The sequence below is a fragment of the Gemmatimonadota bacterium genome (assembly GCA_009838845.1).
GTDB lineage: Bacteria > Latescibacterota > UBA2968 > UBA2968 > UBA2968 > VXRD01.
In genome coordinates, this window is the sequence record VXRD01000077.1 from 1 (window position 1) to 26,370 (window position 26,370).

At 52.9% G+C, this 26,370-nt stretch carries 24 protein-coding genes; 1 reads left to right on the forward strand and 23 read right to left on the reverse strand.

The window, feature by feature from the left end:
• Positions 1-157 precede the first annotated feature (157 nt).
• The 19 genes from F4Y39_10000 to F4Y39_10090 all read right to left on the reverse strand — a co-directional run bounded on the left by F4Y39_10000 (position 158) and on the right by F4Y39_10090 (position 19,195).
• The gene (locus F4Y39_10000; protein ID MYC14044.1) at positions 158-1,210 is read right to left on the reverse strand and encodes a sel1 repeat family protein; all 1,053 of its coding nucleotides are present in this window, start codon (positions 1,208-1,210) and stop codon (positions 158-160) included.
• Between the two features lie 180 nt (positions 1,211-1,390).
• Complete coding sequence (locus F4Y39_10005) at positions 1,391-2,746, reverse strand: sigma-54-dependent Fis family transcriptional regulator (protein MYC14045.1); 1,356 nt, start codon at positions 2,744-2,746, stop codon at positions 1,391-1,393.
• Positions 2,747-2,751: 5 nt separating this feature from the next.
• Positions 2,752-3,942 (reverse strand): PAS domain S-box protein, encoded by a 1,191-nt coding sequence (locus F4Y39_10010; GenBank protein MYC14046.1) that lies wholly within the window; start codon positions 3,940-3,942, stop codon positions 2,752-2,754.
• Positions 3,943-4,271: 329 nt separating this feature from the next.
• On the reverse strand, positions 4,272-5,297 hold the full coding sequence (locus F4Y39_10015) for an NAD-dependent epimerase/dehydratase family protein (GenBank protein MYC14047.1): 1,026 nt from the start codon (positions 5,295-5,297) through the stop codon (positions 4,272-4,274).
• A gap of 129 nt (positions 5,298-5,426) precedes the next feature.
• Positions 5,427-5,831, reverse strand: a complete 405-nt coding sequence (locus tag F4Y39_10020; GenBank protein ID MYC14048.1) for a F0F1 ATP synthase subunit epsilon — start codon at positions 5,829-5,831, stop codon at positions 5,427-5,429.
• A 5-nt stretch (positions 5,832-5,836) separates the two neighbouring features.
• Positions 5,837-7,222, reverse strand: coding sequence for a F0F1 ATP synthase subunit beta (gene atpD / locus F4Y39_10025; GenBank protein MYC14049.1), 1,386 nt, complete (start codon positions 7,220-7,222; stop codon positions 5,837-5,839).
• 14 nt (positions 7,223-7,236) lie between these two features.
• Positions 7,237-8,073 (reverse strand): ATP synthase F1 subunit gamma, encoded by an 837-nt coding sequence (gene atpG / locus F4Y39_10030; GenBank protein MYC14050.1) that lies wholly within the window; start codon positions 8,071-8,073, stop codon positions 7,237-7,239.
• Positions 8,074-8,091: 18 nt separating this feature from the next.
• Positions 8,092-9,597, reverse strand: coding sequence for a F0F1 ATP synthase subunit alpha (locus F4Y39_10035; protein MYC14051.1), 1,506 nt, complete (start codon positions 9,595-9,597; stop codon positions 8,092-8,094).
• 29 nt (positions 9,598-9,626) lie between these two features.
• Positions 9,627-10,184 carry an ATP synthase F1 subunit delta gene (gene atpH, locus F4Y39_10040; GenBank protein MYC14052.1) on the reverse strand — a complete coding sequence of 186 codons (558 nt, stop codon included), beginning with the start codon at positions 10,182-10,184 and terminating at the stop codon, positions 9,627-9,629.
• On the reverse strand, positions 10,181-10,675 hold the full coding sequence (gene atpF / locus F4Y39_10045; GenBank protein ID MYC14053.1) for a F0F1 ATP synthase subunit B: 495 nt from the start codon (positions 10,673-10,675) through the stop codon (positions 10,181-10,183). The genes atpH and atpF overlap by 4 nt, the downstream gene beginning before the upstream one ends.
• Positions 10,676-10,718: 43 nt before the next feature.
• Complete coding sequence (gene atpE, locus F4Y39_10050) at positions 10,719-10,955, reverse strand: ATP synthase F0 subunit C (GenBank protein MYC14054.1); 237 nt, start codon at positions 10,953-10,955, stop codon at positions 10,719-10,721.
• Positions 10,956-10,982: 27 nt separating this feature from the next.
• Complete coding sequence (gene atpB / locus F4Y39_10055) at positions 10,983-11,780, reverse strand: F0F1 ATP synthase subunit A (protein ID MYC14055.1); 798 nt, start codon at positions 11,778-11,780, stop codon at positions 10,983-10,985.
• Between the two features lie 3 nt (positions 11,781-11,783).
• On the reverse strand, positions 11,784-12,269 hold the full coding sequence (locus F4Y39_10060) for an ATP synthase subunit I (protein ID MYC14056.1): 486 nt from the start codon (positions 12,267-12,269) through the stop codon (positions 11,784-11,786).
• On the reverse strand, positions 12,170-12,424 hold the full coding sequence (locus F4Y39_10065) for an AtpZ/AtpI family protein (protein MYC14057.1): 255 nt from the start codon (positions 12,422-12,424) through the stop codon (positions 12,170-12,172). Before F4Y39_10065 ends, F4Y39_10060 begins: the two co-directional genes overlap by 100 nt.
• 6 nt (positions 12,425-12,430) lie before the next feature.
• A complete protein-coding gene (locus F4Y39_10070; GenBank protein MYC14058.1) occupies positions 12,431-14,416 on the reverse strand; it encodes a hypothetical protein in 1,986 nt (661 codons plus the stop codon).
• 24 nt (positions 14,417-14,440) lie between these two features.
• The gene (locus tag F4Y39_10075; protein ID MYC14059.1) at positions 14,441-15,838 is read right to left on the reverse strand and encodes a c-type cytochrome; all 1,398 of its coding nucleotides are present in this window, start codon (positions 15,836-15,838) and stop codon (positions 14,441-14,443) included.
• Positions 15,839-15,860: 22 nt separating this feature from the next.
• The gene (locus tag F4Y39_10080; protein MYC14060.1) at positions 15,861-17,042 is read right to left on the reverse strand and encodes an SAM-dependent methyltransferase; all 1,182 of its coding nucleotides are present in this window, start codon (positions 17,040-17,042) and stop codon (positions 15,861-15,863) included.
• A gap of 153 nt (positions 17,043-17,195) precedes the next feature.
• Positions 17,196-17,978, reverse strand: coding sequence for a hypothetical protein (locus tag F4Y39_10085; GenBank protein MYC14061.1), 783 nt, complete (start codon positions 17,976-17,978; stop codon positions 17,196-17,198).
• 89 nt (positions 17,979-18,067) lie between these two features.
• Entirely contained in the window at positions 18,068-19,195 is a 1,128-nt protein-coding gene (locus tag F4Y39_10090; protein ID MYC14062.1) for a mandelate racemase/muconate lactonizing enzyme family protein, read from the reverse strand.
• 96 nt (positions 19,196-19,291) lie between these two features.
• Between F4Y39_10090 and F4Y39_10095 the strand changes: the two genes are divergently transcribed.
• Positions 19,292-20,050, forward strand: a complete 759-nt coding sequence (locus tag F4Y39_10095) for an SDR family oxidoreductase (protein ID MYC14063.1) — start codon at positions 19,292-19,294, stop codon at positions 20,048-20,050.
• A gap of 125 nt (positions 20,051-20,175) precedes the next feature.
• Here F4Y39_10095 and F4Y39_10100 read toward each other — a convergent pair whose 3' ends face one another.
• The 4 genes from F4Y39_10100 to F4Y39_10115 all read right to left on the reverse strand — a co-directional run bounded on the left by F4Y39_10100 (position 20,176) and on the right by F4Y39_10115 (position 26,341).
• Positions 20,176-21,447, reverse strand: coding sequence for a sulfatase-like hydrolase/transferase (locus F4Y39_10100; protein ID MYC14064.1), 1,272 nt, complete (start codon positions 21,445-21,447; stop codon positions 20,176-20,178).
• Positions 21,440-22,396 (reverse strand): cobalamin-binding protein, encoded by a 957-nt coding sequence (locus F4Y39_10105; GenBank protein ID MYC14065.1) that lies wholly within the window; start codon positions 22,394-22,396, stop codon positions 21,440-21,442. The genes F4Y39_10100 and F4Y39_10105 overlap by 8 nt, the downstream gene beginning before the upstream one ends.
• A 27-nt stretch (positions 22,397-22,423) precedes the next feature.
• A complete protein-coding gene (locus F4Y39_10110) occupies positions 22,424-23,416 on the reverse strand; it encodes a carbohydrate kinase (GenBank protein ID MYC14066.1) in 993 nt (330 codons plus the stop codon).
• 99 nt (positions 23,417-23,515) lie between these two features.
• Positions 23,516-26,341 (reverse strand): hypothetical protein, encoded by a 2,826-nt coding sequence (locus tag F4Y39_10115; protein ID MYC14067.1) that lies wholly within the window; start codon positions 26,339-26,341, stop codon positions 23,516-23,518.
• Between the last annotated feature and the right edge of the window lie 29 nt (positions 26,342-26,370).

The following is a 26,370-nucleotide window of genomic DNA, read 5'->3' on the forward strand; positions in this document are numbered from 1 at the left end:
AACCACGAAAAAATTATACACCTCACAAGGTCACGTCCAATTTGCTAACGCATCTCCAGACGTCCCATCTTTTTTATTAAACCATCGCGGGACAACCCCAATTCTTTAGCCGCCTGATCATATTGGACCTGCACTGCAAACTTGAAGAACAAACAGCCTATCTTCCAGCCTGCCTACTTTGCACTTTCTCAATTTGCTTCCATTCCCATTCGTGCGCCCGGCGCTCGGCTTCGGCAAGTTGCTCAGGGGTCATCAGTTGGGCAATCTCATCGCGTTTTTCGCGTGCCTTCTCATGGTCCTGTGCCGCAGATAGGCTCAACCATTTGTGCGCCTCCACGATATCTTTCGACACGCCGAGCTCAGCTACACCCGTAACATAGAATCTGCCCAGGGCGAATTGGGCATGAGCATTTCCACCTGCGGCGGCCTTGCAAAGCCACTTCACGGCTTTTGTATAGTTTTTTGCAACGACCTTACCTCTGGAATACATGTCGGCAAGAGCAAACTGAGACATGGCATGGCCTTGCTCAGCGGCCATGCGAAACCATTTCACGGCTTCTGCATCGTCTTTGGCAACGCTCTGGCCTTTCAAATACATGCCACCAAGTGCGAGTTGAGCATTGACATAGCCTGCTTCGGCAGCCTTGCGAAACCACTTTAACCCCTCTGCTTCATCTTTATCCACCCCCTCGCCTCTGTAATACATCAAACCAAGATTGTACCCTGCTTTGCCATCCCCTTGCTCGGTCGCTTTGCGAAGCCACGTCTGCGCCTCCGCATAGTTTTTCGACACGCTCGACCCCATGCGAAACATCATGCCAAGGCGTAATTGCGCTTTGACATTTCCTTGATCGGCAGCCTTGCGGAGCCATTTCACAGCCTCCGCACCATTTTTCTTCGCGCCTTGACCTTTGTAATACATATAGCCGATGACATACTGCGCGCCAGCATGGCCTTGCTCGGCGAGAGATCGCAATTCCTCCAGTGCTGTTGCGTAGTCCTTTCGGTTATATGCCTCCCTACCATTCTGATAATCCCCCCATGCCAATGGGACAGAGAACAGACACAGAATGAAAAGCAAGCCGATTGAACAATACACAGGGTTGCACACATCGGTTTTCCATTTATTCTCAGTCATCTTCAACTCTCCTTTGGTTGAGGATACAGCGTTTACTGAGTTTATCTGAATATGAAGCAAGATGCGTACCATAAATTATCTAACGCAAAAAAAAGCACTTGAAAACGCTCAAGTGCTTGAAAAATAAAGAGATAAAATTGTTATGTTTCAGGTGCTATAAGTTGTCGCTTTCTGCGAAGTGTATAATTTTTTATATGCTTGTAAAAGAAACCACGAAAAAATTATACACCTCACAAGGTCACGTCCAATTTGCTAACGCATCTTCAGGCGCGCCATCTTTTTTATTAGACCATCGCGGGTCAGCCCCAATTCTTTAGCCGCATGCGTGATATTGCCTGCGTGTTTCTTGAGCACATCCTGGATTATATGTTTTTCAAACACTGCGATCCTCGCTTTTAAATGGCCTTTAGTCTGTGTCTCTATTCCCAGGCTACTCCCAATAGGCTCTGGGAACATATCAGGTGTAATTTCACGACCTTCTTCTGACAGGGCAACGGCTCGCTCCATCACATGCATCAATTCTCGGACATTGCCCGGATAGGTATATTCACATAATACATCCATCGCCTCAGTTGAAATACCTTGAACCGCTTTTTCAGAGGTCTCGGCAAAGTCGTTCAAAAAGTGATGGGCAAGAAGTTGAATATCTCCATGCCGTTCCCTCAGAGGTGGCAGGTGAATCTCAAAGGTGTTAAGTCGATAAAATAAATCTTCTCGAAACCTGCCCTCTCCAATCAATGCCTCGATATTCTGATTGGTCGCCGAGATGAGACGAATGTCGATTTCTATCTCCTGATTGCTTCCCAGCCTGCGAATTTTGTGATCTTCCAGAACGCGCAAGAACTTCACCTGAAGGGGCATGGGCAATTCTCCGATTTCATCGAGAAAAAATGTCCCGCCCTTAGCGTGTTCGATTAACCCGACGCGGTTCTGTTTCGCATCTGTGAATGCCCCCTTTGTATGACCAAATATCTCACTTTCAATGAGAGGCTCTGGCAAGCCCCCGCAGTTGAGGGGCACAAACGGCTTATGGCTGCGCTTGCTATTTGCGTGAATACACTGCGCCACCAGTTCTTTTCCTGTTCCGCTCTCCCCTGTGATCAGGACATTGGCATCTATGTCACTGATTTTCCGCATCAGATCAAAGACCTGCGTGATTGCTTCACTGTTCCCGATGATGTTTTCAAACCGGAATCGCGTATCCAGCATTTGCTTGAGAGCACTGTTCTCCAACCTCACACGCCGCAGTTTCAATGCCCGTTCTATTACGATTAAAAATGCATCTGGATCAAATGGTTTACGAACAAAGTCGAATGCGCCTGCTCTGATCGCTTTCACTGCACTCTCAATGGTTCCATATCCGGTAAAGACGATCACAATAGCCTCTTGATCGCGTGCCATAATGTTTTGAAGTACAGCCATACCATCTACCCTGGGCATTTTCAAATCCACTATGACCAGATCGGGGTTTTCAGTCTCGAATAACGCGATTCCTGTCTCACCTGACTCTGTCACGACAACAGCGTACCCCGCTGCCTCCAGAAACTTCTGACAACCGCGCAACATATCCGGCTCGTCATCTATTACGAGGATTTTCTCTTTGTCCATGTTTCTTACTCCGTTACGGGAAGATAAATCTGGAACTCACTGCCTTTGCCCGGTTGACTGCTCACCTCAATTCGGCCTCCGTGCTCTTGAATTAAACCATAACTGACCGAAAGACCCAGGCCGGTTCCTTCACCCACTTCTTTGGTTGTAAAAAAAGGATCAAATAGATGGCTGAGATGTTCTTCCTCAATGCCCGTGCCTGTATCTCTTATCCGGACCACCACCCAATCTTCATCTGTCTGGTCTGTCTCCAGTGTCGTTGATATGGTCAAAATACCACCACCGGGCATCGCTTCAATCGCATTGTTAAACAGATTCAACAACACCTGCTCAATGCGTATGGGATCCAAAAACACTTTGGGCAAACTGTCTTCCAATTCGACCTGATACACAATGTCCTGATTTTGCAGCGTATTTTCTACCAGTCTCAAGGCAGTATGCACGGTCTGGTTGACATCGATCCATTCGGGGCTGAAAGATCCCTGTCTGGAAAAAGCCTGTAGCCCCGATATGATCTGCCCGACCTTATTGTTCTGGCGTTGAATGATCTTCAGCGTCTCGATCAGGTCCTCTGGCAATTTTTGACTTTCGATATTTTGCATCACACTGGTGATATGGAGTTTGATAATGCTCACGGGGTTGTTCACCTCATGTGCAATCCCGCTAATCAATCTACCCACGGCTGCGAGTTTGGTTGATTGCACCAATTGCTCCTCCAACAGTATGCGCTCTGTCATGTCGCGGATAATGCCAGCAAATAATCGTTTGTCTTTTAAGGGGACCTCACTGACAGCCAGATCCATTGGAAATTCAGTTCCATCTTTACGCAGGCCAGTCACTTGACGCCCTATTCCGATAATTTTGGGTACGCCGGTTTTGAGATATCTACCGATATAGCTATCGTGTTCACTGCGGTAAGGCGCGGGCATCAGCATCTTGACATTGTTTCCGATGACTTCCTCAGCCTGATAGCCGAATATCTTCTCGGCAGCAGAATTGAATGTTTGTACAATTCCCTGACTGTCAATCGTGATAATCGCGTCAACGGTGGTTTCCAGGATCGCTTTGTAATGGCTTGCCGCCTCTTCAAGTGCTGTGAGGGTTTGGTCTCTGTGCTCGCTTTGAGTGTTCATCGTACCACCTCGAGATTCTGGTCTCATCAGGACGGCTACATTTTGTCTTGAGTTGCGGGGCATTACATGATATGCTTATTTTGTAGAATAAAAAATAAAAAGAAAAGGCATACTTCACCCATCAAAGCAAACGTATGCCTCCGACTATAATCAAGAAGCGATCGCCAATCTGAGAAAGCAGACCGCATAGCTGTGTCGTGTGGAGGAGTTCAGGATTGATCATGTTGCCACCATAGACTACGAAAAGTTGACCAGGTTGACGGAACCTGAACACCATCTCTATAATCTGGATGTAGAACTAAAGGTGTTTGAGAAGTAAGAGGACATGAGTGATATAGCCAAAAAAAGCACGCCCTGAACAGAGCGTGCTTTCTCGTTTGTGTTTCTCCGATTTACTTGATGTTATGATACTCCCTGTACCACGCGACAAAATTTGCAAGTCCTGTTTCTATGGGCGTTGAGGGATTGTAGCCCACATCTCGCATCAGGTCCGATACATCTGCTGCACTATCCGGGAAGTCCCCAGGCCGTATGGGCAAGTCTTCTCGGATCGCTTTTTTGTCCAATAAATCCTCTAATAGGGAAAGATAGTACTCCAGTTCTATGACGTTGGGATTGCCGATATTGTAAATCCGATAAGGGCTGGAACTCGATCCCGGATCGGGACATTGTCCCGTCCATTTGGGATCTGGCGATGAGGGATTTGACAAGACGCGAGTGACTCCTTCGACTATGTCGCTGACGTACGTAAAACTGCGACGCATTTTTCCGTGATTATAGACTTTGACCGGTCGATTTTCCAGGATGGCGCTGGTCCACAGGTAGGCGACCCCATCCGGACGTCCCCAGGGTCCATACACGGAAAAGAATCGCAACCCTGTCGTCGGAATGCCGTATAGATGGCTATACACATGCGCCATCAGTTCATCTGATTTTTTTGTCGCGGCGTACAGGCTGATCGGATGATCGACGTTTTGGTGGATGTTAGCGGGTGTGGTGGTGTTCAAGCCATAAACAGAACTGGAGGATGCATAGATTAGATGTTCGATACCGCAATGGCGACATCCTTCCAGGATGTTGAGGAAGCCCAGGACATTGCTTTTGACAAAGGCCTGGGGATTTCTCAGGCTGTAAGGCATACCCGCCTGACCTGCGAGATTGATGACATGAGAAAAGTTCTCTGCGCGGAAGAGGTTTGCTATCCCCGCGTCGTCCTCGAGGTGCATGCGGATAAATTTGAATCCGCTTTCACGCTTCAGGATAGATAGGCGGTCTTCTTTGAGTTGGGTGTTGTAATAGTCGTTTACATTGTCCAATCCGACTACCGAATGACCCATTTCGAGCAGTCGTCTGGAGAGGTGAAATCCAATAAATCCCGCAGCACCTGTTACGAGTACGTGTCGCGCAATATCAGGCATGTTTAATTTTTATCCTTTCAATCGCCGTGGATGTATAGGTTTGGGATTTATAGTCAAAAAATAATCATCCTGTGAAAAAAAAGCACGCTCTAAACAGAGCGTGCTTTTTCATTTCTATTTATAGAAATATTACTCGGTTCCAGATACACGCAGTCGCATAAACGACCGTGCCAGTGCATTTTGTGCGCGTTCTACATCTACGTCTGGCGTGCGATTGTCCAGTCGCTCTTGGGCGCGGTCTCGTGCGGCGCGGGCGCGTTCTGTGTCGATTTCGTCGCCAAATTCGGCTGCTTCTGCGAGGATTGTTGCACCATCACCCGATACATTGGCGAAGCCACCGCTGATGGCGAGGGTGCGCTCGGTGCCGTCTGCTTCTCGGAAGCCGACCCGACCGATGCCGAGTGCAGCCAGCATGGGTTGGTGGCGCGCCAGTACGCCAAAGCTGCCGTCAACGCCCGGTGCTTGAAAATGTTCAATTTCGCCGGAATATACGGTTTTTTCGGGTGTTACGATGTCTAATTGAAAAGTGGCCATTTTTGTTAAAGCGTTTTTGCTTTTTCAACTGCTTGCTCAATGGGTCCGATCATGTAAAATGCCTGTTCGGGCAGGTCGTCGTGTACGCCTTCGACGAGTTCTTTAAAACCGCGTACGGTGTCTTCTATGTTTACGTATTCTCCGGGTACGCCGGTAAATACTTCGCCCACTGTAAAGGGCTGTGTCAGGAATAGCTGGATGCGGCGCGCGCGTGCTACGACGATGCGGTCTTCGTCTGATAATTCGTCGATGCCCAGAATGGCGATGATTTCGCGCAGGTCGCGGTATCGCTGCAGGATTTGCTGTACCTGTTGTGTCACATTGTAGTGTTCGTCGCCTACGATGCGGGGGTCGAGGATGCGCGATGAAGATGCCAGCGGATCCACTGCGGGATACAGTACCTGGTCGGCGAGGGCGCGGTCGAGCACGATGCGTCCGTCGAGGTGCGAAAATGCCGTGACCACGCCGGGGTCGGTGTAGTCGTCGGCGGGGACATAGATGGCCTGGACAGATGTAATGGATCCCGTTTGCGTGGTGGTGATGCGCTCCTGCAAGCCGCCCATTTCGGTTGCCAGGGTCGGCTGATATCCCACGGCCGATGGCATGCGGCCCAATAGTGCGGATACTTCTGCGCCGGCGAGAATAAAGCGGAAGATGTTGTCGATGAATAGCAATACGTCCTGGCCGTGTTCATCGCGGAAGTTCTCTGCCATTGTCAATCCGGTCAGTGCCACGCGCTGGCGTGCGCCGGGTGGTTCGTTCATCTGGCCAAAGACCATGGCGGTTTTGTCGATTACGTCGGCTTCGATCATTTCGAGCATCAGGTCATTGCCTTCGCGCGTGCGCTCGCCCACGCCAGCAAATACGGAGTATCCGCCGTGTCCCGATGCCACGTTGTTGATGAGTTCTTTTAAGACCACGGTTTTGCCTACGCCCGCGCCGCCGAACAATCCCAGTTTACCGCCGCGGGCAAACGGGCAGATCAGGTCCATCACTTTGATGCCGGTTTCGAGCAGTTGGTCGGATGTCACTTGCTCTTCGTGTTCGGGAGGATCGCGGTGCAGGGGCAGTCGCGGCGTGTCATTGGGTACCGGGCCCTTGCCGTCTATGGGGTCGCCAATGACGTTGAACAAGCGTCCCAAGACATTTTCACCTACGGGCACTGTGATTGGTCCGCCCGTATCCACTACTGCGGTGCCGCGCACCAGTCCGTCTGTGGAATCCATTGCAACACAGCGCACCATGTTTTCTCCCAGGTGTTGCTGCACTTCGAGCACCAGACGGGGATCCGTACCTTCGACTTCTAACGCATTGTATATGGGGGGCAGGTCGCCTTCAAATGCCACATCGATGACAACGCCCACGATTTCTTTGATCATACCCTGGTTCATAATTGGCCTCTCCACTACTGGGCAACGGCTTCGGCGCCGCCGATAATATCCATCAGTTCCAGTGTAATTGACGACTGACGTTCTTTGTTCATTTCGCGGGTTAGTTCTTCGATTACGTCACCCGCGTTTTTGGTCGCATTGTCCATTGCACGCATCCGCGCGGCTTGCTCACCGGCGTTGGATTCCAACAGGGCACGCCATACCTGAAAATTTACATGACGTGGGACCAGTGTCTCCAACAATACTTCCGGCGATGGTTCGAATAAATAAACACCTGCTGCTTCGCCTTCGCTGGGTGCAATGGGCAACAATTGTTCTGATACGGGTTGTTGTTGTGCGACTGAGACAAAGGCATTGTAAATGAGCATCACGCGATCGACTTCTCCCGATAAAAACCGGTTTACCGCGTCTTCGGCGATTGTTATAGCCGAGGCAAAGGACAGGTCGCGAAACACATCTTCATAGTCATTGAGTATATCGCAATTGCGGTTTCTGAAAAAACTACGTCCTTTGCGCCCCACTGCTATTATGCCGTCATCGGGGGACATGTCATTGAACGCATGGCGGCAGGAGTTGGTGTTAAAACTGCCGCACAAGCCGCGATCAGAGGTCAAGACAATGAGCGCTGTGCGGTTGATCGGGCGTTCTGTCATCAGCGGATGTGAAAGCGATTCCATGCTGCTGAGTCGCTGTAAAACGCGATCGAGTTGCTGTGCATAGGGCCGCGCAGCCGCAATGGCTTCTTGTGCCCGTCGCATGCGAGCCGCAGCCACGAGTTGCATGGCGTTGGTTACGCTCTGGATATTTGTGATGCTTGCAACGCGCGTTCTCAGTTGTCTTAAGGTTGCCACATCCGGTCCTTTGTTCTCTTATACCGATACGCGGAAGCCGCGCTTAAAATTCTCAATTATTTCTGTGAGCTTTTCGGCATTTTCGTCGCTCAAGTCTTCGCTTTCGCGGATTTCTTCCATCAACTCACTGTGGCCTATGTGCGCCAGCAATTCTCGCTCAAAGCGCCGCACGTCTTCAGTGGGCAGATCATCGGCCAGATTGGCGGCAAAAAGTGCCACGGTGAGTTCTTCCAGCGACATCGGGGAATACTGATCTTGTTTGAGGATTTCGATTAATTTTTCGCCGTGGTTCAGCAAATTCTGAGTTGAGGCATCCAGGCCTTCTGTGCCGAACATCGCAAAGGCTTTGACTTCGTTGTAGCGCGAGATGTCGGCTTTGATGGTTCTGGCAACGGCTTTCATCGCGCTCGTCTGTGCCGAACTGCCCACGCGCGATACGGATGCGCCCACGTCCATGGCGGGGCGGATACCCGCGTAGAACAACTCGGGTTTGAGCAGGATTTGTCCGTCGGTAATCGATATCACATTTGTGGGCACAAAGGTGGAGACATCGCCTTCCAGAATTTCAATGACGGGCAATGCGGTGAGCGAACCTGCGCCCTGTTCGTCGCTCATTTTGGCGGCGCGCTCGAGCAGGCGCGAATGCAAATAAAATACGTCGCCGGGATAGGCTTCGCGGCCCGGCGGGCGGCGCAATACCAGGGACATTTCGCGGTAAGCCCACGCCTGTTTGGACAAATCGTCGTAAATAATCAGCGCGTGTTCGCCCTTGTCGCGGAAATACTCGCCCATTGAGCAACCCGAATAGGGTGATAGGAATTGAAGTGGGGCGGGTTCACTGGCTGTGGCCGATACGACAATGGTGTATTCCATTGCGCCATTGGCTTCCAGTTCGGCCACGACTTTGGCGACTGTCGAAGCCTTCTGTCCAATGGCGACATAGATGCACTTTACGTCGCTGTCTTTCTGGTTGATGATGGTATCGACGCCAATCGCCGTTTTGCCCGTTTGCCGGTCGCCGATGATCAGTTCGCGCTGCCCCCGCCCGATTGGCACGGTTGAGTCGATTACTTTTAATCCGGTCATCAGGGCTTCGGTTACGGGCTGTCGCTCGATGACGCCGGGTGCCTTGCGTTCAATGGGGAGTGTTGCTTCGGGGTTGATTGGGCCTTTGCCGTCTATTGGCATGCCGAGTGGGTTTACCACGCGGCCCAGGAGGGCTTCGCCCACGGGCACTTCGGCAATGCGTCCGGTGCGTTTGGCCTCGTCGCCTTCGCGGATCAATGTGTCATCGCCAAATAGCACACAGCCCACGTTGTCTTCTTCGAGGTTGAGTGCCATCCCCATAATGCCGTTGGGAAATTCGACCAGTTCACTGGTCTGCACATTGCCCAGCCCCTGCACGCGGGCCACGCCATCGCCCACCTGCTGTACGGTGCCGCTTTCATAGACGTCTATTTCAGTCCTGGAATCCAGGATTTGCTGTTTGAGCAGTGCCGAAATTTCGTCGGGGCGAATCTGCAAATTCGTCGCCATGTTTTGCCTGCCTTCTTTTAATCAGACACGAGGCGTTGTCGCAACCGATTGAGTTGCGTCGCCAGTGTGCCATCAAATACACGGTCGCCGAGCCGCACCACAAACCCGGCCTTTAATTGTTCGTCTATTGTGGTTTCCAATCGCACTTGCTTGCCAGAATAGGTCGAGAGTTTTGCAATTAATTGCGTTTCCTGCTCAGAGGACAGGGGCGCAGCAACCGTTACCTGCGCTGTGGCCTGACCGCGCCGGTCTTCCAATACGGATAGGAAATCCGACAATATCTCGGGCAGTACGCGCTCGCGGCGATTGTCGCAGAGCAGCAGCAAAAATCTGAGGGTTATGTCCTCGATTTTTCCGGCGAGCATATTGTTCAATACCGCGCGCTTTTGTTCAGATCGCATCATCGGGTCTGCGACAAATCCCCGCAGGTCTTCCGAGGCGTGCAATAGGTCCAATAATGCCTGCACATCGGCTTCAACCCGATCCAATACCCCGCTGTCTTGCGCGGCATCGATCAATGCGCTGGTGTATCGGATGGAAACGGCGGATTGGCTCACAAAAAACTCCGAACTCAGGAATGTTCTGGCATGCGGTTGATGAAATCATCTACGATTTTTTTGTTGTGCTCGTCGTCCAAATTTTCCTCCAGCAATTGTCCCGCAGCGAGAATCGCCAGTTCGGCTGTTTGCTGACGCAATGTCTGGAGGGCCTGATTGCGCTCTTGTTGTATGGTGCGCCGCGCTTGTTCGAGAAGCTGTTGGGCGTCGGCTTCGGCGCGTTCCTGCACGTCTCGAGCGACTTGTTCGGCGTCTTCGCGCGCTTTGTTAATTGCAGCTTGAGCTTCTGCCTGCGCCTGTACAAGTGCCTGTTTGTTCTCTTCGGCGGACCTTTCAGCTTCGGCACGCGCTTTATCGGCTTGCTCGAGTGCTTCGCGGATGCGCGTTTCTCGCTGGTCGAGTGCCGATAATAACGGTCCCCAAACAAATTTTTTCAAGACGAGCAATACGAGCACAAATGTGATGAGCGTCCAGATGATCAAGCCGGGGTTTGGACTCAACAAATCCATTGTTATGTCTCTCTTTCACCGCGTTTGGTTCGCGCGATTTATTTTACTTAAACACCAACAATACGCAGATGACCACGCCGAACAATGCCACACCTTCGACCAGTGCTGCAGCAATGATCATCGTTGATCGAATATCGCCAATGGCTTCGGGCTGACGAGAGATGCCTTCTACTGCACCTCGACCGATTTGACCGATGCCCACGCCAGCACCCAGTGCGGCCAACCCAGCACCAATACCAGCGGACAGATAACCGTAAGCTTCAGCGCCAAGACCTTCCACAGTACTCCTCCTTGTGAGTTGATACGATCAGTGCTCCTGATGAATACACAGGCCCACGAACAGGGCGGTCAGGAGCGTGAATACATAAGCTTGAAGAAAACCTATGAAAATTTCCAACATGTACATTGCCAATGCAAAAGCAATGGCAATGGGGGCGACAAAATAACCGAGAATAAAAATGATGCCGATCAGAGACAATATTACGACGTGACCGGCCAGCATATTGGCAAAGAGACGAATGCACAGTGCAAATGGTTTGGTCAAGAGGCCCAGAAATTCCAGCGGGATCATGAGCGGCAACAGTGCAATTGGCAAATTGGGGGGGATCAAGCCTTTGAAAAAGCCGAACAGGCCGTTGTGTTTGATCCCGGCTCCGAGCATCATTGCAAACGAGATGCCCGCCAGCGTGGCTGTTACATTGATATTGCCGGTTGCGGTTTGTCCAAAGGGTATTAATCCCAATAGATTGCAGAAGAGGATAAAGAAAAAGACCGTCATTAAAAACGGCATGTATTTCGGCCCGTCCCGCTCTCCCAGGTTGGGCACGGCGACGTCGTCGCGGATAAATATGGCGATGGCTTCAATCGCATTGGCAAAGCCCGAGGGTATGAGTCCGCGTCGTTTTGTGGAAATAATGAGGGTGAGAATGAGTAATAGCGAGGCGACCCACATCATGACCAGGTGGCCCGTAATGGACATATCAACGCCAAAAAGCTCAATATGGGGTAAAGGGATATGGAGTGGACCGAGATGTAGCTCGTGATGGTCTGTGATATGCTCGAGGATGAAACTGCCGCTGCTTTGCTCCTCTGCCTGTGCTGCCATCCGTCAGACTCCTGAATTATTGGCTTTGTCGGGCGGGCGCCCGACGAAGAACCGAATCTCTAAAATCTGAAATACTACGTAAAATAAAAATAGTGAAAGAGTCAAGCTAAAAACGTGAAGTTTAACTAATTTTAGTGCGACAAAAAAGAAAATGAGTACAATAATTAGGCGAATCCCCATTCCGCCGAATACGACGGTCATAAATGTGCGGTTATCCCGGCGCATGCCCCATATTGCGAGATAGGCCCCGGCGAGTGCATTCAGGGTGCAAATCGCACAACCAACCCCTGCGGCAATGAGTACATCTGTTCCCTGCCACAGGTAGAGCGGGTATCCTCCGAGGATCCAGAATGCCGACAAGACGACGGCAATTTGTTTGACAAAAGACCTCACGTATCTTCCTCCGAGTTGCGGTCTATTTTTAAGACGGCTTTGAAGAAGTGGTAAAAGCCCGCGGCAATGCCTATCAGGCCACCGATTAAGGTCCACAGGGGCGCGGTGTCAAATTTGCCATCTGCCCAATGTCCCGCAAATACACATGCCAATATTGTGACGATGAGTTGTATGCCCAGGGTTAAATAGGGGCCTACACTGCGATAGGCCTGGCTGAGGGATGAGGGTTTGTGAGTGTTGGGGTCTTTCATTTCATTTTACCAATGGTGAACCGAGTGTCCGCTGCCCGGGAACCAGATTGTATCTACTGTTGCCGAGATTGCCACGCCGAGGATGAACCCGACGAGGATACCGAGAAATAAGGGCTGGCCTTTGCGGTATAATGCGATGCCGCCGATTTGCAAGATGAGCAATTTGCACAGCCATACGAGAAAGATGGTGAAGATCGTTCCCCGCACGGCCTGGGTTTCCATGATGGCGAATCCAACCGGGTGCAAGGGCCACCAGGATACGCGATACCGCAAGAATGTCAATAGCGCCATTCCGGCTGCGCCAAAGCCGAAAAAGCCTATTCGCTTCCAGTCGGGTGGGTTAAAGGTTTGCATCTGTCGGATCCAGTAGTCAAAGATCCGCGGGTGCGTGCGAAATTCAAATGCTCTGAAGTTATATGCGCCTGTTTCATAGCCCAGATACAGTGTGAATGCGACTGATGAGATGGCGGCTGCTATGCCGGCTAATACGAGGGCAATCGCGACCATGCGTTTGCGTCCTTTTATGGCTGCTGTGATCCACGAGCAATGGGCCATGCTGGCCATGGCGAGGCTTTTGGCGTCTGTAAAATACGCGAAGGAGAACGCAAAATTTGCCATGCTTGTGGCCGGGATATTCGCCGAACCGAGGGTGTAGAGGGCAAAGGTTGGGGGCATCATGGAGCCGCGCAAATACACCAGTCCGCTTTCGGCAATAACGCGGGCTATGCCGACATATAATATTCCCATGCCGATTAAGAAGGGTATGATTACGTACCAGGCCATGCCCGCGGTGTGTAGCCATCCGATGATGAATAACAATCCGGCCAGGCCACCTATGCCGGCTGTGCGGTAGGACATGAGTTCTTCGGCGTCGTCCGATTTTTTTCGTCCTCTGATGGCGTGCCAGACGCCTTTGAGGTGTTCGCGTCCCATCCACAATCCCAGGCACAGCATACAGGCGAGTGCGCCAAATGCCTGCCACGCATTGGCGGCGTGTGTTGAGGACCACAAGCCGGGTGTTCCAATGGTGTATCCGATGCGGTTAAAGGTATAGACTTCGGCTACGACGAGTAGATAAAAAAACCAGATTGAGAATAGTACTTCCAGGCTGGTCCAGTAGGCAAATCCCGCGATAAAGAATTGTATTCCGATATAGAAGTACCGATCTGGAATATATCGGCTGATGTGCAAAAATGTGACGCCGTCGCCTGCTCGGGTGATTGGTATTTTGGGGAAGTCGGGCATGAAATACGACAAGATATTCCAGCATATTACGGTGAGTGGAATTGCCATGCCGATCCAGAATGCCGGGCGTCCTACGAGGGGGGGCCATATTTTTTTGCTTTCTTCTCGTACGAGTTCCAACGCGACCTGTGCCGCGGGAAATGGCAGTTTTTCGTGTTCGGACCACTGTCGTCGCAAAATTACGGCGATGCACAAGCAGGTCCAGATGATTGCGCCCGCAAATGCAAACCACCAGAATAGGGGGACGATCCAGACTTCCCATGGTATTGCATGGCCGGGCGGCAGGCCTTCGAAGAAGAGGCGCATGGCCCCGTTTTCATCTGTGGGGAATAACCAGTGCGGTAAATGCGGGTGCAGAAATTCGGACCACCGATTTTGCGCGGAGGCAAAATAATGGGGGGTTGCGAGATGCCCCATGATCAGGCCGGTGAAATTCATGAGGGGAAATAATGCGCCCACCAGCCCCATGGAGAAGACGATGGCCATTTCGAGGGGAGAAAACGCGGCGCGGGGCCAGAATTTTCGCAGGAGTACGTTCAGCCCCAGGGATAGCACTACAAATGGGATCATGAGTGCCATCGCCATGTAGCTGAATACCATCTGGTTGATGTGGATGACATATAGCCCGTAGATGGGCCAGGTGTTCACGCTTATGACGAGTCCCAACCCCAGCAAGACACAGCGCGCGGTTACGCGGTCGCGATTGGGCAGGGCTTCGGTGTTGTTTACGGGTTGCGCGAGTGCCATGAGATGCAGTGCTCCTGAATAGATCTATCTCTCTGCATTTAGCGTTAAGCGCAAAATTATATCGGGCTGGTTGAGGACTACGTACACGGCGCCGTCTGGTCCGGATATAGCTTCGCGCACCCGTCCCGCGTTTTTCAGGATTACTTCTTCGTGCAGGACGCGGTCTCCGTTAACGGAGAGGACTCGCACATCTTCGTACTTTAAGGATGCGACGAGCAATTTGTTTTGCCATTTGGGGAACATGTTGCCCTGGTAAAAATTGATGCCGCAGATGGCGATTGATGGTCGCCAGTAGAGGGTTGGTTGTTCCATTTCGGGTTGGTGCGTGCGATCGGATACGATTGTGCCGTTGTAGTTGAGGCCGTAGGTGATTTCAGGCCATCCGTAGTTTTTTCCTCTGGCGACGACGTTGAGTTCGTCACCGCCCATTGGTCCGTGTTCGCCGTCCCATATTTTTCCTGTGACCGGGTTGACTGCCATGCCCTGGGGATTGCGGTGGCCATAGGAATAGATGGTTTTGAGGGCGCCTTCCTGACTCACAAAGGGATTGTCTTTGGGGATGCGTCCGTCTGTGTGGATGCGGTGGACTTTGCCGTTTGGCCGGGTCAAGACCTGTGCCTGGTTTTGCACACCCCGGTCTCCTATTGCAAAGTAGAGGTACCCGTTTGCGTCGAATACGATGCGGGTGCCGTAGTGATGCCGGGTTGTGAGATAGGTTTCATGCGGGGCTTCGTAGATTACTTGTTGGTTGACATAGGTGTTGTCCCTGATGTGACCGCGTACGATGCGGGTCATTGCAGGGGATCGGCGTTGTCCTTCAATGTGGGCGATTTCATGGCTGTAGGCGAGGTAGATCCAGCCGTTTTCAGGGTAATTGGGGTCTATTGCTACGTCCATTAATCCGCCCTGTCCTTCGTGAACCACCTGGGGTGTTCCCGCAACGGGGTCGAGGAGTTGTCCGTTTTTTACCATTCGCAGCATGCCCGGACGTTCGGTAATGAGTGCTGTTTGTGGGTCGATAAAGTCGATTCCCCAGGGGATTTGCAGGTCCTGTACCCAGATATCGACATTTATGTCGTAGTCGAGTGTTTGTACAAAGTCGGGTGGCGGGGGTTTGGGTTGACCCACTTCTTTTTCTTGTTGTTCGATAAAATCCACGATCATCGCGATTTGTCTGTTTGTGAGCTGTTTTTCATAGCCGGGCATGCCGAGTTCGGTGAGTCCGTTTTTGATGTTGCGGATGCGATAGCCGCGTCCGTCTCCGTATTTCCAGATGCCATCGACCATGCTCGGTGCATTGCCCCCTCTCAGGTCGGGTCCGTGACACTGCGCGCAATGTGTCGCGTACAGGGCTTTTCCGTCCTGTGCAAATGCGGGGTGATGTACGAAGCTCAAGATACAGATCAGGATAAGGTGTTTCATGTGGGTTCTCCAATTTGGAAAGTCAGGATAAGAGGGGCGCGAGTTCGCGGGCGAGCAGTCGCTCGAGGCTGGGTTTGATGTGCCAGAAGTCGCGCATGGTGCAATACTCTTGAACGAGGGTTGGATCACTTGTTCGGGAGGTTTTTTTTGCGCGGATGAGGATGTTTTTAGGCGTGTGTTTGGAGTCGATGAATTCTATGAGTTCGGTGCGATAGCCCAGTATGCGCAGGATTTGTGCGCGGCAGGCGTCGGTGAGGATGTCGGCGGTGCGCCCTTTGAGGATGCCGTGTGCCATTACGGGTGCGAAGACAGATGCGTCGAGTTGTGGGCGCAGTTCGTGCTGGCAGCAGGGCGCTGCGAGGATGGCGGGGCTGTTCCACTGTACGGCGCGGGCAATGGCGTCGTCGGTTGCGGTGTCGCAGGCGTGCAGGCTAAAGACGATGTCGGGCGGTGTTTGGGGTGTGAAGTCGGCGATGCTGGATTCGCGAAAGGCGATGTCTGTCCAGCCGAGGTCATTGGCGAGGGTGCGACATTTGGCGATGAGGGATGGGTTGTGATCAATGCCGATGAGTCGCGCGGGGATGTTCTGGATGTTGTTCAGGTAGTGATACGCTGCGAATGTGAGATACGCGTTGCCGCAGCCGCAGTCTATGAGGGTGAGGGGGCGTTTCGACGCTGGTATGACGGGTTGTAAGTGGTGGAGAAAGGCGTTGATTTGTTTGAATTTGTCGCGCATGGATGCGCGGACGCGCCCGGTGCGGTCCATGATGCCGAGGCCCTGGAGAAAGGCGTCGGGGCGGTTGTCGGATAGGGGGTGGTGTTTGACGCGGTTGTGCGAGAGAGTGGGTTGGATATTTGGACGCGAGGGTTTTGCGCGTTTGAATAGTGCGCGGCCTTTTTTTGTGATGCGAATGTGGAGGTCTTCGTGACTATTTTGTACGTGGATTTGTGCGAAGGGCAAGGCGAGTAGTTCGTCGAGCGCGGTGTTCGCGTCGGTCAGTGGGATGTTTTCCGTGATGTCTTGCGTGCGGCTATATCGCGCGATCTGGAGGTGGGGCGCGTTTTTGATCTGGACCATGCGGACGGTGATTTTGTTACAGGTTGTGCCACGACGCGGATGGCTCAGGATAAGCCTGAGAAAGGTTTCGGGGTTTGATACCGCATTGAGGATGGCGGTTTTGTAATCGGTTTTGGACGTAAACATAGAGTGGCGTTGGTAGATTGGTTGTGCTTGCGCGAGGGATTAGGGTCAATTTGAGTTGGCATATAAAATATATATAGAGAAGAGGAATTTGCCAGATGATTTCTTGTGGGTAATCCCAAACGTTGTGGCATTCTTTTTGGAAGTCTTATTGGGTTATAACTCTCGTTGCAGGTAACGACGCCACAGATCGGCGGCGATGTCCACGGGTCTGGATTGAATGCCGTAGCGTGAGAAGTATTGACACACGCGTTCGACATCGCGGACGAGGAGAGAAAAAGCACTGGGATTGTCGAAGGGGTCAACAGCTTGCGGAAAGTCGATGACGGTAATGGCCCCATTCCAGTAGAGGATGTTAAAGGCCGATAAGTCACCATGGATGCTATCGCAGGAGAGGAAGATTTCGATATTTTCAATACAGCGGTCAAATAGAGGTTTGGCTTCGGTAGGGTCGAGCCGCACTTCCCGAAGCAGGGGAGCAGCTACTCGTGCATTGCCAATGAATTCCATGAGGATGGTATTGCCAGACAGTTCGAAGGGTTGCGGCACATCGGCACCTGCATGGTAGAGCATTTGCATGGTGCGAAATTCGTGTTTGAGCCAGGCGCGATCTTCTACGGCTTTACCGGTGCGGGTTTTCTTTTTGAGAGCGCGAAGGTAGCGTTTGTCGGAGGTGATGTGTCGGCCTTGCTGGTATTGGGCGTAATTTTTCATCGCGCGGTTGCGGCGGAGACGATAAATTTTGGCGGCAATGAGGTCCACCCCCATACCAGGAGATGCTTTGCAACAATAGACCTGCGCTTCTTTGCCACCTTTGACGCGATAGAGAACGCCTGAAAACCAGCCGTCTTCTTGAAAATTTTTGAGGGCTTTTCCGACCCATTCTTCTTCAAATTTCTGAGTACTGAATTGAAATTCAACTTCTTCGGGATTGTTCATGTTGTGCTCCAAAAGAGTGAAAGGTTATTTTCCACGATTTTGGATGCACTTTTAATCTGTGGTTATCGGTGGTTACATCTCACGTCTCATTACACCGCATACGCGATTGATCCGTCCTCTCGTCTCGGTGTATTGACTTTGGTTAAGGGGGCAAAGGGCGTGTCGGGGATTTTGGCGTCGTCGAGTTCAACGCCAAGGCCAGGGGCTTCGGGAAGGGGGATATAGCCGCCTTCGCGTTTGTGCGCGCATTTGTACACGGCGTTGCGTTCGCTTTCGTCGTTTTTGGAGTATTCCTGGGTGATGAAGTTGGGGATGCTGGCGTCGAGGTGAAGGGATGCGGCTGTGCCCAGGGGGCTGAGAAAGTTGTGGGTGACGACCGCGCAGTGATAGGATTCGGCAATGGCGGCGATTTTTTTGCAGTGGGTCAGGCCTCCTGCCAGGGCGATGTCCGGGCGCACGTATTGGGGTCCGCCGTGTTCGAGGAGTTCGCGAAATTCCCATATTGAGGTGAAGCGCTCGCCATTGCCCAGGGGTACGGGGATGCGTTTGGCGATTTCTGCCTGGGTGGTGATGGTGTCTATCTGGATGGGGTCTTCCATGAAGTAGAGGTGATAGGGGATGAGGGCTTCGCCCAGGGCTACGGCGACCATTGGGGTGAGTTTGCGGTGGACTTCGACGATGAGATCCACATCGGGTCCGGCACCTTCGCGGGCAGCGGCGACGATTTCGACGGCGTTTTGTATGATGCGCGATTGGGCCTGGTTCTGGTATCCGGCTGTGATGGGATCAAATTTGATGGCGGTGAAGCCTTCGGCGACGGCGGCTTTTGCGTTTTTATACATTTGTTCGGGTGTGGGTCCGCCCGCGAGCAGGTGCAGGCGAATTTTGTCGCGGCAGTTGCCGCCGAGGAGTTCCCAGACCGGGACTTGAAAGTGTTTGCCTTTGATGTCGTACAGGGCGATGTCCATTGCGCTGACTGCGCCGCAGAGCGCGGTGCCGCGAAAGGGTGCCATGCGGTAGAGGTGCTGCCAGTGGTGTTCAATGCGCATGGGGTTTTGTCCGATGAGGTATTCTTTGAAGACTTTGGCTATGGATTGGATGGCTTCGGGATAGCCCCAGCAAGCAGATGTCCCGATGCCGGAGATGCCGGTGTCGGTGGTGAGGCGGACGACATAGCTGTTGCCGAGCAGGAAGTGTTCGACCTGGTCGATTTTCATGGATATGCTCCTTGTATTCAGGTATGGAATTGGTCACAACTTGGATTATATTAAACGATGAGACGATAATGGGCAATAGAATACGAGGAGGGTAAGATGTCGAATTTGCGTTTTGCAGCGGAGAAGGAACGGCGGGTTGCGCTTGTTACAGGGGGCGCGCGGGGTATTGGTGGGGCAACGGCGGTTCGGATTGCAGAGGAGGGCCGGGATGTTGTTATTGCCGATGTTCTGGCAAGAGAGGGGGCGGAGATCGTTGAAAAGATTGAGGCATTGGGACAGCAGGCGTTGTTTGTGGAGACTGATGTGACGGATGAGGCTGCTGTTCAGGCGTGTGTGGCACAAGCGGTTGCGCGTTTTGGGCGGCTGGATATTCTGGTGTGTTGTGCGGGTACTTTGGGATGGGAGAAGCCGTTTTTTGAGCAACCCGTGGCGCAGTTTGATAAGGTGATGCGTATCAATGTGTACGGGGTTTATCATTTTCACCAGGCTGCAATTCCCCATATGCTGGAAGGGAGTTGGGGGCGCTGTGTGACGATTACTTCGGGTGCGCGAAATGGCAGTCCGAATCAGGTGCCGTATTCGGTGTCGAAGGGGGCTGTGTATTCATTTGTAAGCGCGCTGGGCAATGCGTATTGCAAACAGGGTGTGTTTGTCAATGGCGTGGAACCGGGGCGGGCGTTGACGGATATGGTGGTGCCGAGGTTTTCGCCCGAGTATATTGCCAATCCTCCGGGTCAGCCGATGGGGCGGTATTCGGATCCGGAGGAGGTGGCTGAGGTGATTGAGTTTTTGTGTTCTGAGCGCAATACTTATACGTCGGGTTCGGTGTGGAGTGTGAAGGGTGGGAGAGGATAGAAGTGTGAAGTAGGAAGTGTGAAGTGAGAAAAACTGGACGCCTGCTTAAAGCATGCAGGCGTGACGAGCGGCCGATTGTCATCGCGGCATGGTTTAAGCCGCGATCCAGAAGGTTTTGACTGTTATTACGTTACAGAAGCATGCCAGGCGTTGAGGCGGGTGAGGAGGTCGTTGGTGAGGTCGGGTTCGTCGCCTGCGATGTTGGTGGTTTCGTTGGGGTCGGTGTTGAGGTTGGCGAGGTGTATTTCGTTTTGGTCGAGGAGGAGTTTGTAGCGGTCGCTTTGAATCACACGGGTGTTGCCTTTGGGTCCTTGTGTCCAGAAGAGGTCGCCGTGCGGTGAAGGGGCATTGTCGGCGATCATTGGGAGTATGTCCGTGCCGTCGAGGTTGTATTGTTCGGGGTCGCCACCTGCTGCGGTGAGGATGGTGGGGAAGATGTCCATGCCGATGCCGATTTCGTCGATGGTTTTTCCGCCCTGTACGCGCGCGGGCCAACTCATGAGGGTGGGGACGCGAATGCCGCCTTCCCAGAGGGTGCCTTTGTGTCCGCGCAGGCCCCCTGTGTCGCCGCCGGGATAGGGGAGGTCTGTGCCGTCGGTCCAGTTGCGCGGTTCGCGCGAGGGTCCGTGGTCGGGTTGAAAGAAGATGCTGGTGTTGTCAAAGAGGTCCAGTCGCTCGAGTTCGTCGAGGATTTTGCCGATGGCGTCGTCCATGACGGTGAGCATGGCGGTCATGAGTTGTCGCGAGCGAGATAGGTGTGCATAGCGTTCCATGTATTCTTCTGGCGCGTGCAGGGGATAGTGCGGGGTGTTGAAGGGGATGTACATGAAGAAGGGGCGGCCATCGTTTTTGGCTTTTTGGATGTATTCGATGGCTTTGTCGCGCATGAGATCGACGAAGTAGGTGCCGTTGTGATACACTTCTCTGCCGTCTTCCCAGAGGTCGTGCCGCGCCTGGTTTTTCGAAGATAGTGCCCAGTAGAAGATGTGCGAGTAGTAGTCGATACAGCCGTTGGTGAAGCCAAACCAGTGGTCAAAGCCGTGGTTGTGCGGCAAGAAGGGTTCGCGGTTGCCCAGGTGCCATTTGCCCGACATGTAAGTTTGATAGCCCAGTTTTTTGAGTGCTTTGGGTATGGTGGGCAAGTCCGGTGAAAGGCCGTCGGCATCTACGCCTACGTTGCCGGGAATGCCCGCGGCAATGGGATAGCGCCCGGTGAGTATGCCGCAGCGTCCGGCGGAGCAGATGGGGGCATTGGAATACCACCGGGTGAGTTTGGCACCCCGAGATGCGATGCGGTCAAAGTTGGGGGTTTGGAAGTCGGTCGCGCCCATGCAGGAGAGGTCGCGGTGTCCCTGATCGTCACTCATGAATACGATGAAGTTGGGTTTGTCAGACATGGGGGTTCCTTTCAGGCGAGATGCTTTTATCCGTTTTCCATCGCTCCCATCCTATGTGTTCGTGTGTACAACCAAAGTACTGGGGATGGAAAATCTCGGCGAGGATTTCAGCCGATTCCACCAGGCGCGGTCCCGGACGGTTGAAAAATTGGTTGCCATCGGTGAAGAATACCTGACCCTGCTGTACAGCTCGTAGCTGGGACCACGCTGTTTGCCGGGTGAGAGCTGGCAACTCGTTTCGCGAACGGGGCATAGTAAAACCGCAGGGCATCAGGATGATGATATCCGGCTGGGCTTCCACTATGGCCTCCCACGATAGATAGGGAGAATGATCTCCTGACGAGGTAAAGAGGTTTTGACCGCCGGAGATTTCCACCAGTTCGGGGATCCAATTGCCCGCAGCCATGAGCGGTTCGAACCACTCAATGCAGGCCACGCGTGGACGGTAGTCTATCTCGCGGACGCGGGTTGCAATTTTGTGTAGTCGGTTCTTTAGTTGAGTCACGAGAGTACCACTATTATCTTCCATTCCAAGCGCGGTTCCCACCCGCTCAATGTCGCGCCAGACATCAGTTAAGGCGTTGGGTTCCAGTGATAGAATGGTCGGCTGAGAATGCACCAATTGGCAGGCTGCTTCCTGGACGTCTTTAAGGCTGACGGCGCAGACGTCGCACTGCGATTGTGTTACCAACAAATCCGGTGCCAATTCGTCGAGCTGGTCGGCATCTACCCGATATACCGAGGTGGCTTCTTGCAAGATGGCTTTGACCCGCTGGTCAATTTGATACGAGGTGCCGTCCGGGTCGAATTTGGGGGCTGTGCAGATGGGCAAGTTGGCGACGATGGGCGGGTAATCGCATTCGTGGGAACGGCCGACAAGGCGTTCGCCACCACCGATGGCACAGATGATTTCGGTGCTGCTGGGTAGTAGAGAAATAATGCGGTTCATGGATAGGATTCCATTCTTTATTAGGATCTATAGTTCGCGTCGGGCTGTTTTTACGATTTGTTCGGGTGAGGCTGTGCCGGTTGTGCCGATTTGTTGTATGGTGATGGATGAGGCCAATACGCCTATTTGGGCGGCATCGGATAGTGATGCGCCAGCACAAAGGGCGGAGACCACAGATGCCGAGACGCTGTCACCTGCGCCAACTATATCGATGGGAGGCGGAATTTTTATACCGGGAATATGCGTGAGGTTTTCGTCGTTGGCAACGAGAATGCCGTCGGGCCCAAGGGTGATGAAGACGGGTTTGCCGGTGCGCTGGGAAAAGATGCGGGCACATTGGTTGAGGTCGCGTTCTCCAATGGCGTGTATGGCTTCGTCGCGGTTGGCTTTGAGGATGACATTTTTGAAGTTGGTGATGCGGGTGCGGGAGTCGGCAAAGCAGACGGTGTTGGGATGGGTTTTGGAGAGACTTGCGAGTTCGGCGACGACGCGATCTGTGAGTACGCCGCAGTTGGCTTCTTGCACCTGGTCGAGGGCTATGACGCCATCTACTTTGGGGAGGAGATGGCGCAGGGTTTTAATGAGTTGGTTTTCGAGGTCGAGGGGTAAAGGCGTTCGATTTTTTATGTCCAGGCGTTCCATTTCAGCGCCTGTTTTTTTGTTTATGGGTTTGGTATAAGTCGGGGTAAAGCGGTCGGGTGTTTCGATGAGGTGGGTGATATCTACACCCGTGGCGCGCAGTCCCTGTTTGAGGTCATAGCCCTGACCGTCGCGACCGATTATGCCCAGGGCATAGATGTGTCCAATGCCGAGGGCGCAGAGGTTGGAGGTGATGGTGCCGGCTGCGCCGGGCTGGTTGCGAATGGCGACGATTTGGCGCGCTTCAAGGCCGGTTTCGATGGATGTTTCGGCGAGGTCGGGGTCCGTGATGAGATAGCGGTCGAGGAAGTAGTCGCCGATGACGAGGATGGCGAGGTTTTGGAATTTGGAGAGGATTTGGTTCAGGGTTTTGAGAGTCATAAAAAAAGTGTGAAGTGTGAAGTAGGAAGTGTGAAGTAGGATGAGGCACCAGCTTTAGGGTGGTGGAGCGGGGTCTTCTAACTTCTAACTTCTAACTTCTTACTTCATATCGTGGTGTAGCCTGAAGTAGGCGTGGTGACCATATTTATCGAGGCTGCCTTCAAGGCGGAGGATGATGTGTTGCGTGTGCATGCCCGCGCGAACCCGCAGGGCAAGGTCCTGGTTGTGTTGCATGCCTTCGACCGCAAGGCCGAATAACGAACCTCTGTGCAAGCCGACGCCGAGCCGTTTGTGCCGGTCTTGTAGCCCGACAAATGGCGTTGCAACTAATTTATCGCCTAACGGCACACCATAAGCTACTTCGGCGGAGACGCGATTAGATGCGAAGACTTCCGAGTTGCGACCAGATGCGATGTCGCCCATGTCGGGCCTCGACCACAGGGCACGCGCGCTGCCAGATGCGTCGCCCCATGTTGGCGATATCCGAAGCGATAGTCCTTCGTCTGATGGATTTGGAGACAGGCGGATTGTGCCCGAACCGCCCCATTCTTCATAATTGCCTTCCTGGTGTGCTATGAGGCCGCGCACCCGACCCTCAATCATCAGGCCCAGCGAGGTCAGTACATAGCGCATCCCGGCACCAATTTCTATCCCCATGCCCGTGTCTGCATCGCCGCCATCATACCGCATTCCCAATTCGGCCAATGGTTGCAGTGATCCCCCGGCGGCCCAGAGTACGTGTGATCCCTCTAATAATACGCGTACGCGGCTCGCAGTGCCCTTGTTTTCCAGCAAGTCCCTCAGATCATCCGCATTCGCACGCGATAGCACTGCATCTGATGCCAGGGTCAGTGTAAATCCGTCATGATAGGTCGATCCGACCAAATCGGTGCGGGTCCCAATTGCTCCCATGACCATGTTTGCGTCTGTCTCTAATTTCTTGATGCCTTCGAGCGATAGGGGCAGATCGCCTCCGCCATAGCCCAGCATTCCCCATACAGAGAACCGGTTTGTCAATGCGAGGCGCGCCCAGGGGTAGATACCTGTCAGCGTTGTCTCTACTGACCATTCGTCGCGGGTATTGGCGATGGTGCCCAGTATGCCATCGCCCATGGTGTAGGATAGGACAAGCCCGCCCTGGAAACTGTTATCCCCATAGTCGATGCCCAGCATGACCGATGTTACGTCGCCTTCTACTGTCTGATCGTTGTCGGTGCCGCTAAAGCGCGTTGTTGCACCCCGGCCCCACACTGCCCATCGAGGTTCGCTGTACGGTCCCATTGTGCCAGATAGGGCAAATGATGTACTCGATATGATTTGCTTCAATATCTCTTTGTCGTGAGCACTCTGCGCGGCCTCAATGCTAAATCTCATTGGGGAATCGCTCGGTATCAATGCCGGATTGTAGGATAGTCCGTTATAATTCGTCTCATGCAGGTTGTATCCGCCAATCACCACGTGGTTGGTGCCCATGTGCCCCCTCACGCGTTCGCGCACGGTTTCGATTACGTGATTCGATGCGGTTCGCCCAAATCGCGCCAGCCATCCGTCTAATTTTACCACGCGAGGTTCCTCTGGTGTAATAACTGCTGTCCATGCGCTTTCCAATTCTTCGGCATAGCCCAGGTCGTCGGTGAAGTTGACCCGGACTTTTAGCTGGCGATCTGTGTCGGTTATTGTGACTTCGTATGTCACACCTGTGGCGTTGATGATTTCGGTTTCCAAACTGCCTACCAGACGGATCCACTGATAGGTGTACGATACATTGGTGAGGCCATTGGCATCCTGGATGTTAGAGACGTCCGCGGTTAGTGTTTGCCCTACTTGCGGTGTGCCGGTGATTGTTGGGGCGCCTGTGGCTGGGGAGTTCGGGGGCAGGTCGTTGTCGTTGACGGTTATGCTCGCAGAGGATGGTGTGCCTGTTGTGTAGCCTGTTCCGGCTTGTAGTGTTGCGGTTATTGCGCTGGCTTCTTCATCTGTATTGTCGTCGGCTGTTGCGATGGTTAGAGTGGTCTGGTTGGTGCTGATGGTGATGGTTGAGGACGGTGTGCCGCTGATGACGTTGCCGGTTTCACTGATGTTCACGTTGCCGGTCAGTTCGGCTGTGGGTGCAGGGGTTACTGTGATTGTGAAGGTTGCAGCGGCGCCTTCGGTGATGGTTGTGGTACTTGCTGTGATTGTCAAGACTGGCACTACTGGGGCAACGACGATTGCTGTCAAGTCGCTTTCCAATTCTTCGGCGTTGCCCAAATCATCGGTGAAGTTTACCCGGACTTTTATCTGGGAACCAATGTCGGCTGTTGCGACTTCGTATGTCGTGCCTGTGGCGCCTGAGATTTCGGTTTCCACACCGCCGATTACGCGGATCCACTGATAGATATAGGTGACATTTTCGAGGCCGTCGGCATCCCGGATGTTAGAGACATCGGCTGTGAGTGTTTCACCTGCTTCGGGTGTGCCGATGATTGTTGGGGCGCCTGTGGCTGGATTGTTGGGGGCAGCGTCGTTGTCGTTCACGGTGACGCTCGCAGAGGATGGGTCGCCCACTGTGTAGTCTGTTCCGGCTTGTAGTGCTGCGGTTATTGCGCTGGCTTCTTCATCTACATTGTCGTCGTCTGTTGCGACTGTGAGAGTAGCGGTGGTCTGGTTGGCGTTGATGGTTGAGGGTGGTGTGCCGCTGATGACATTGCCGGTTTGGGTGATGTTCACGTTCACGGTGAGTTCGGTTGTGGGCGCAGGGGTTGCTGTGATTGTGAATGTCGCAGCCGTGCCTTCGGTGATGGGTGAGGTGCCTGCCGAGATGGTCACCTGTGGGATCGGTGCTTCACGGGTAATTGTGATGGTATAGGTCACCTGGGTGGTGCCGTCTTCGGCTGTTACTATTACTGTGATGGTGTTTGTGCCTTCGATAAGTGATACGTCCAATATGTTCGCGGTCTGTCCGTTGATGGTTA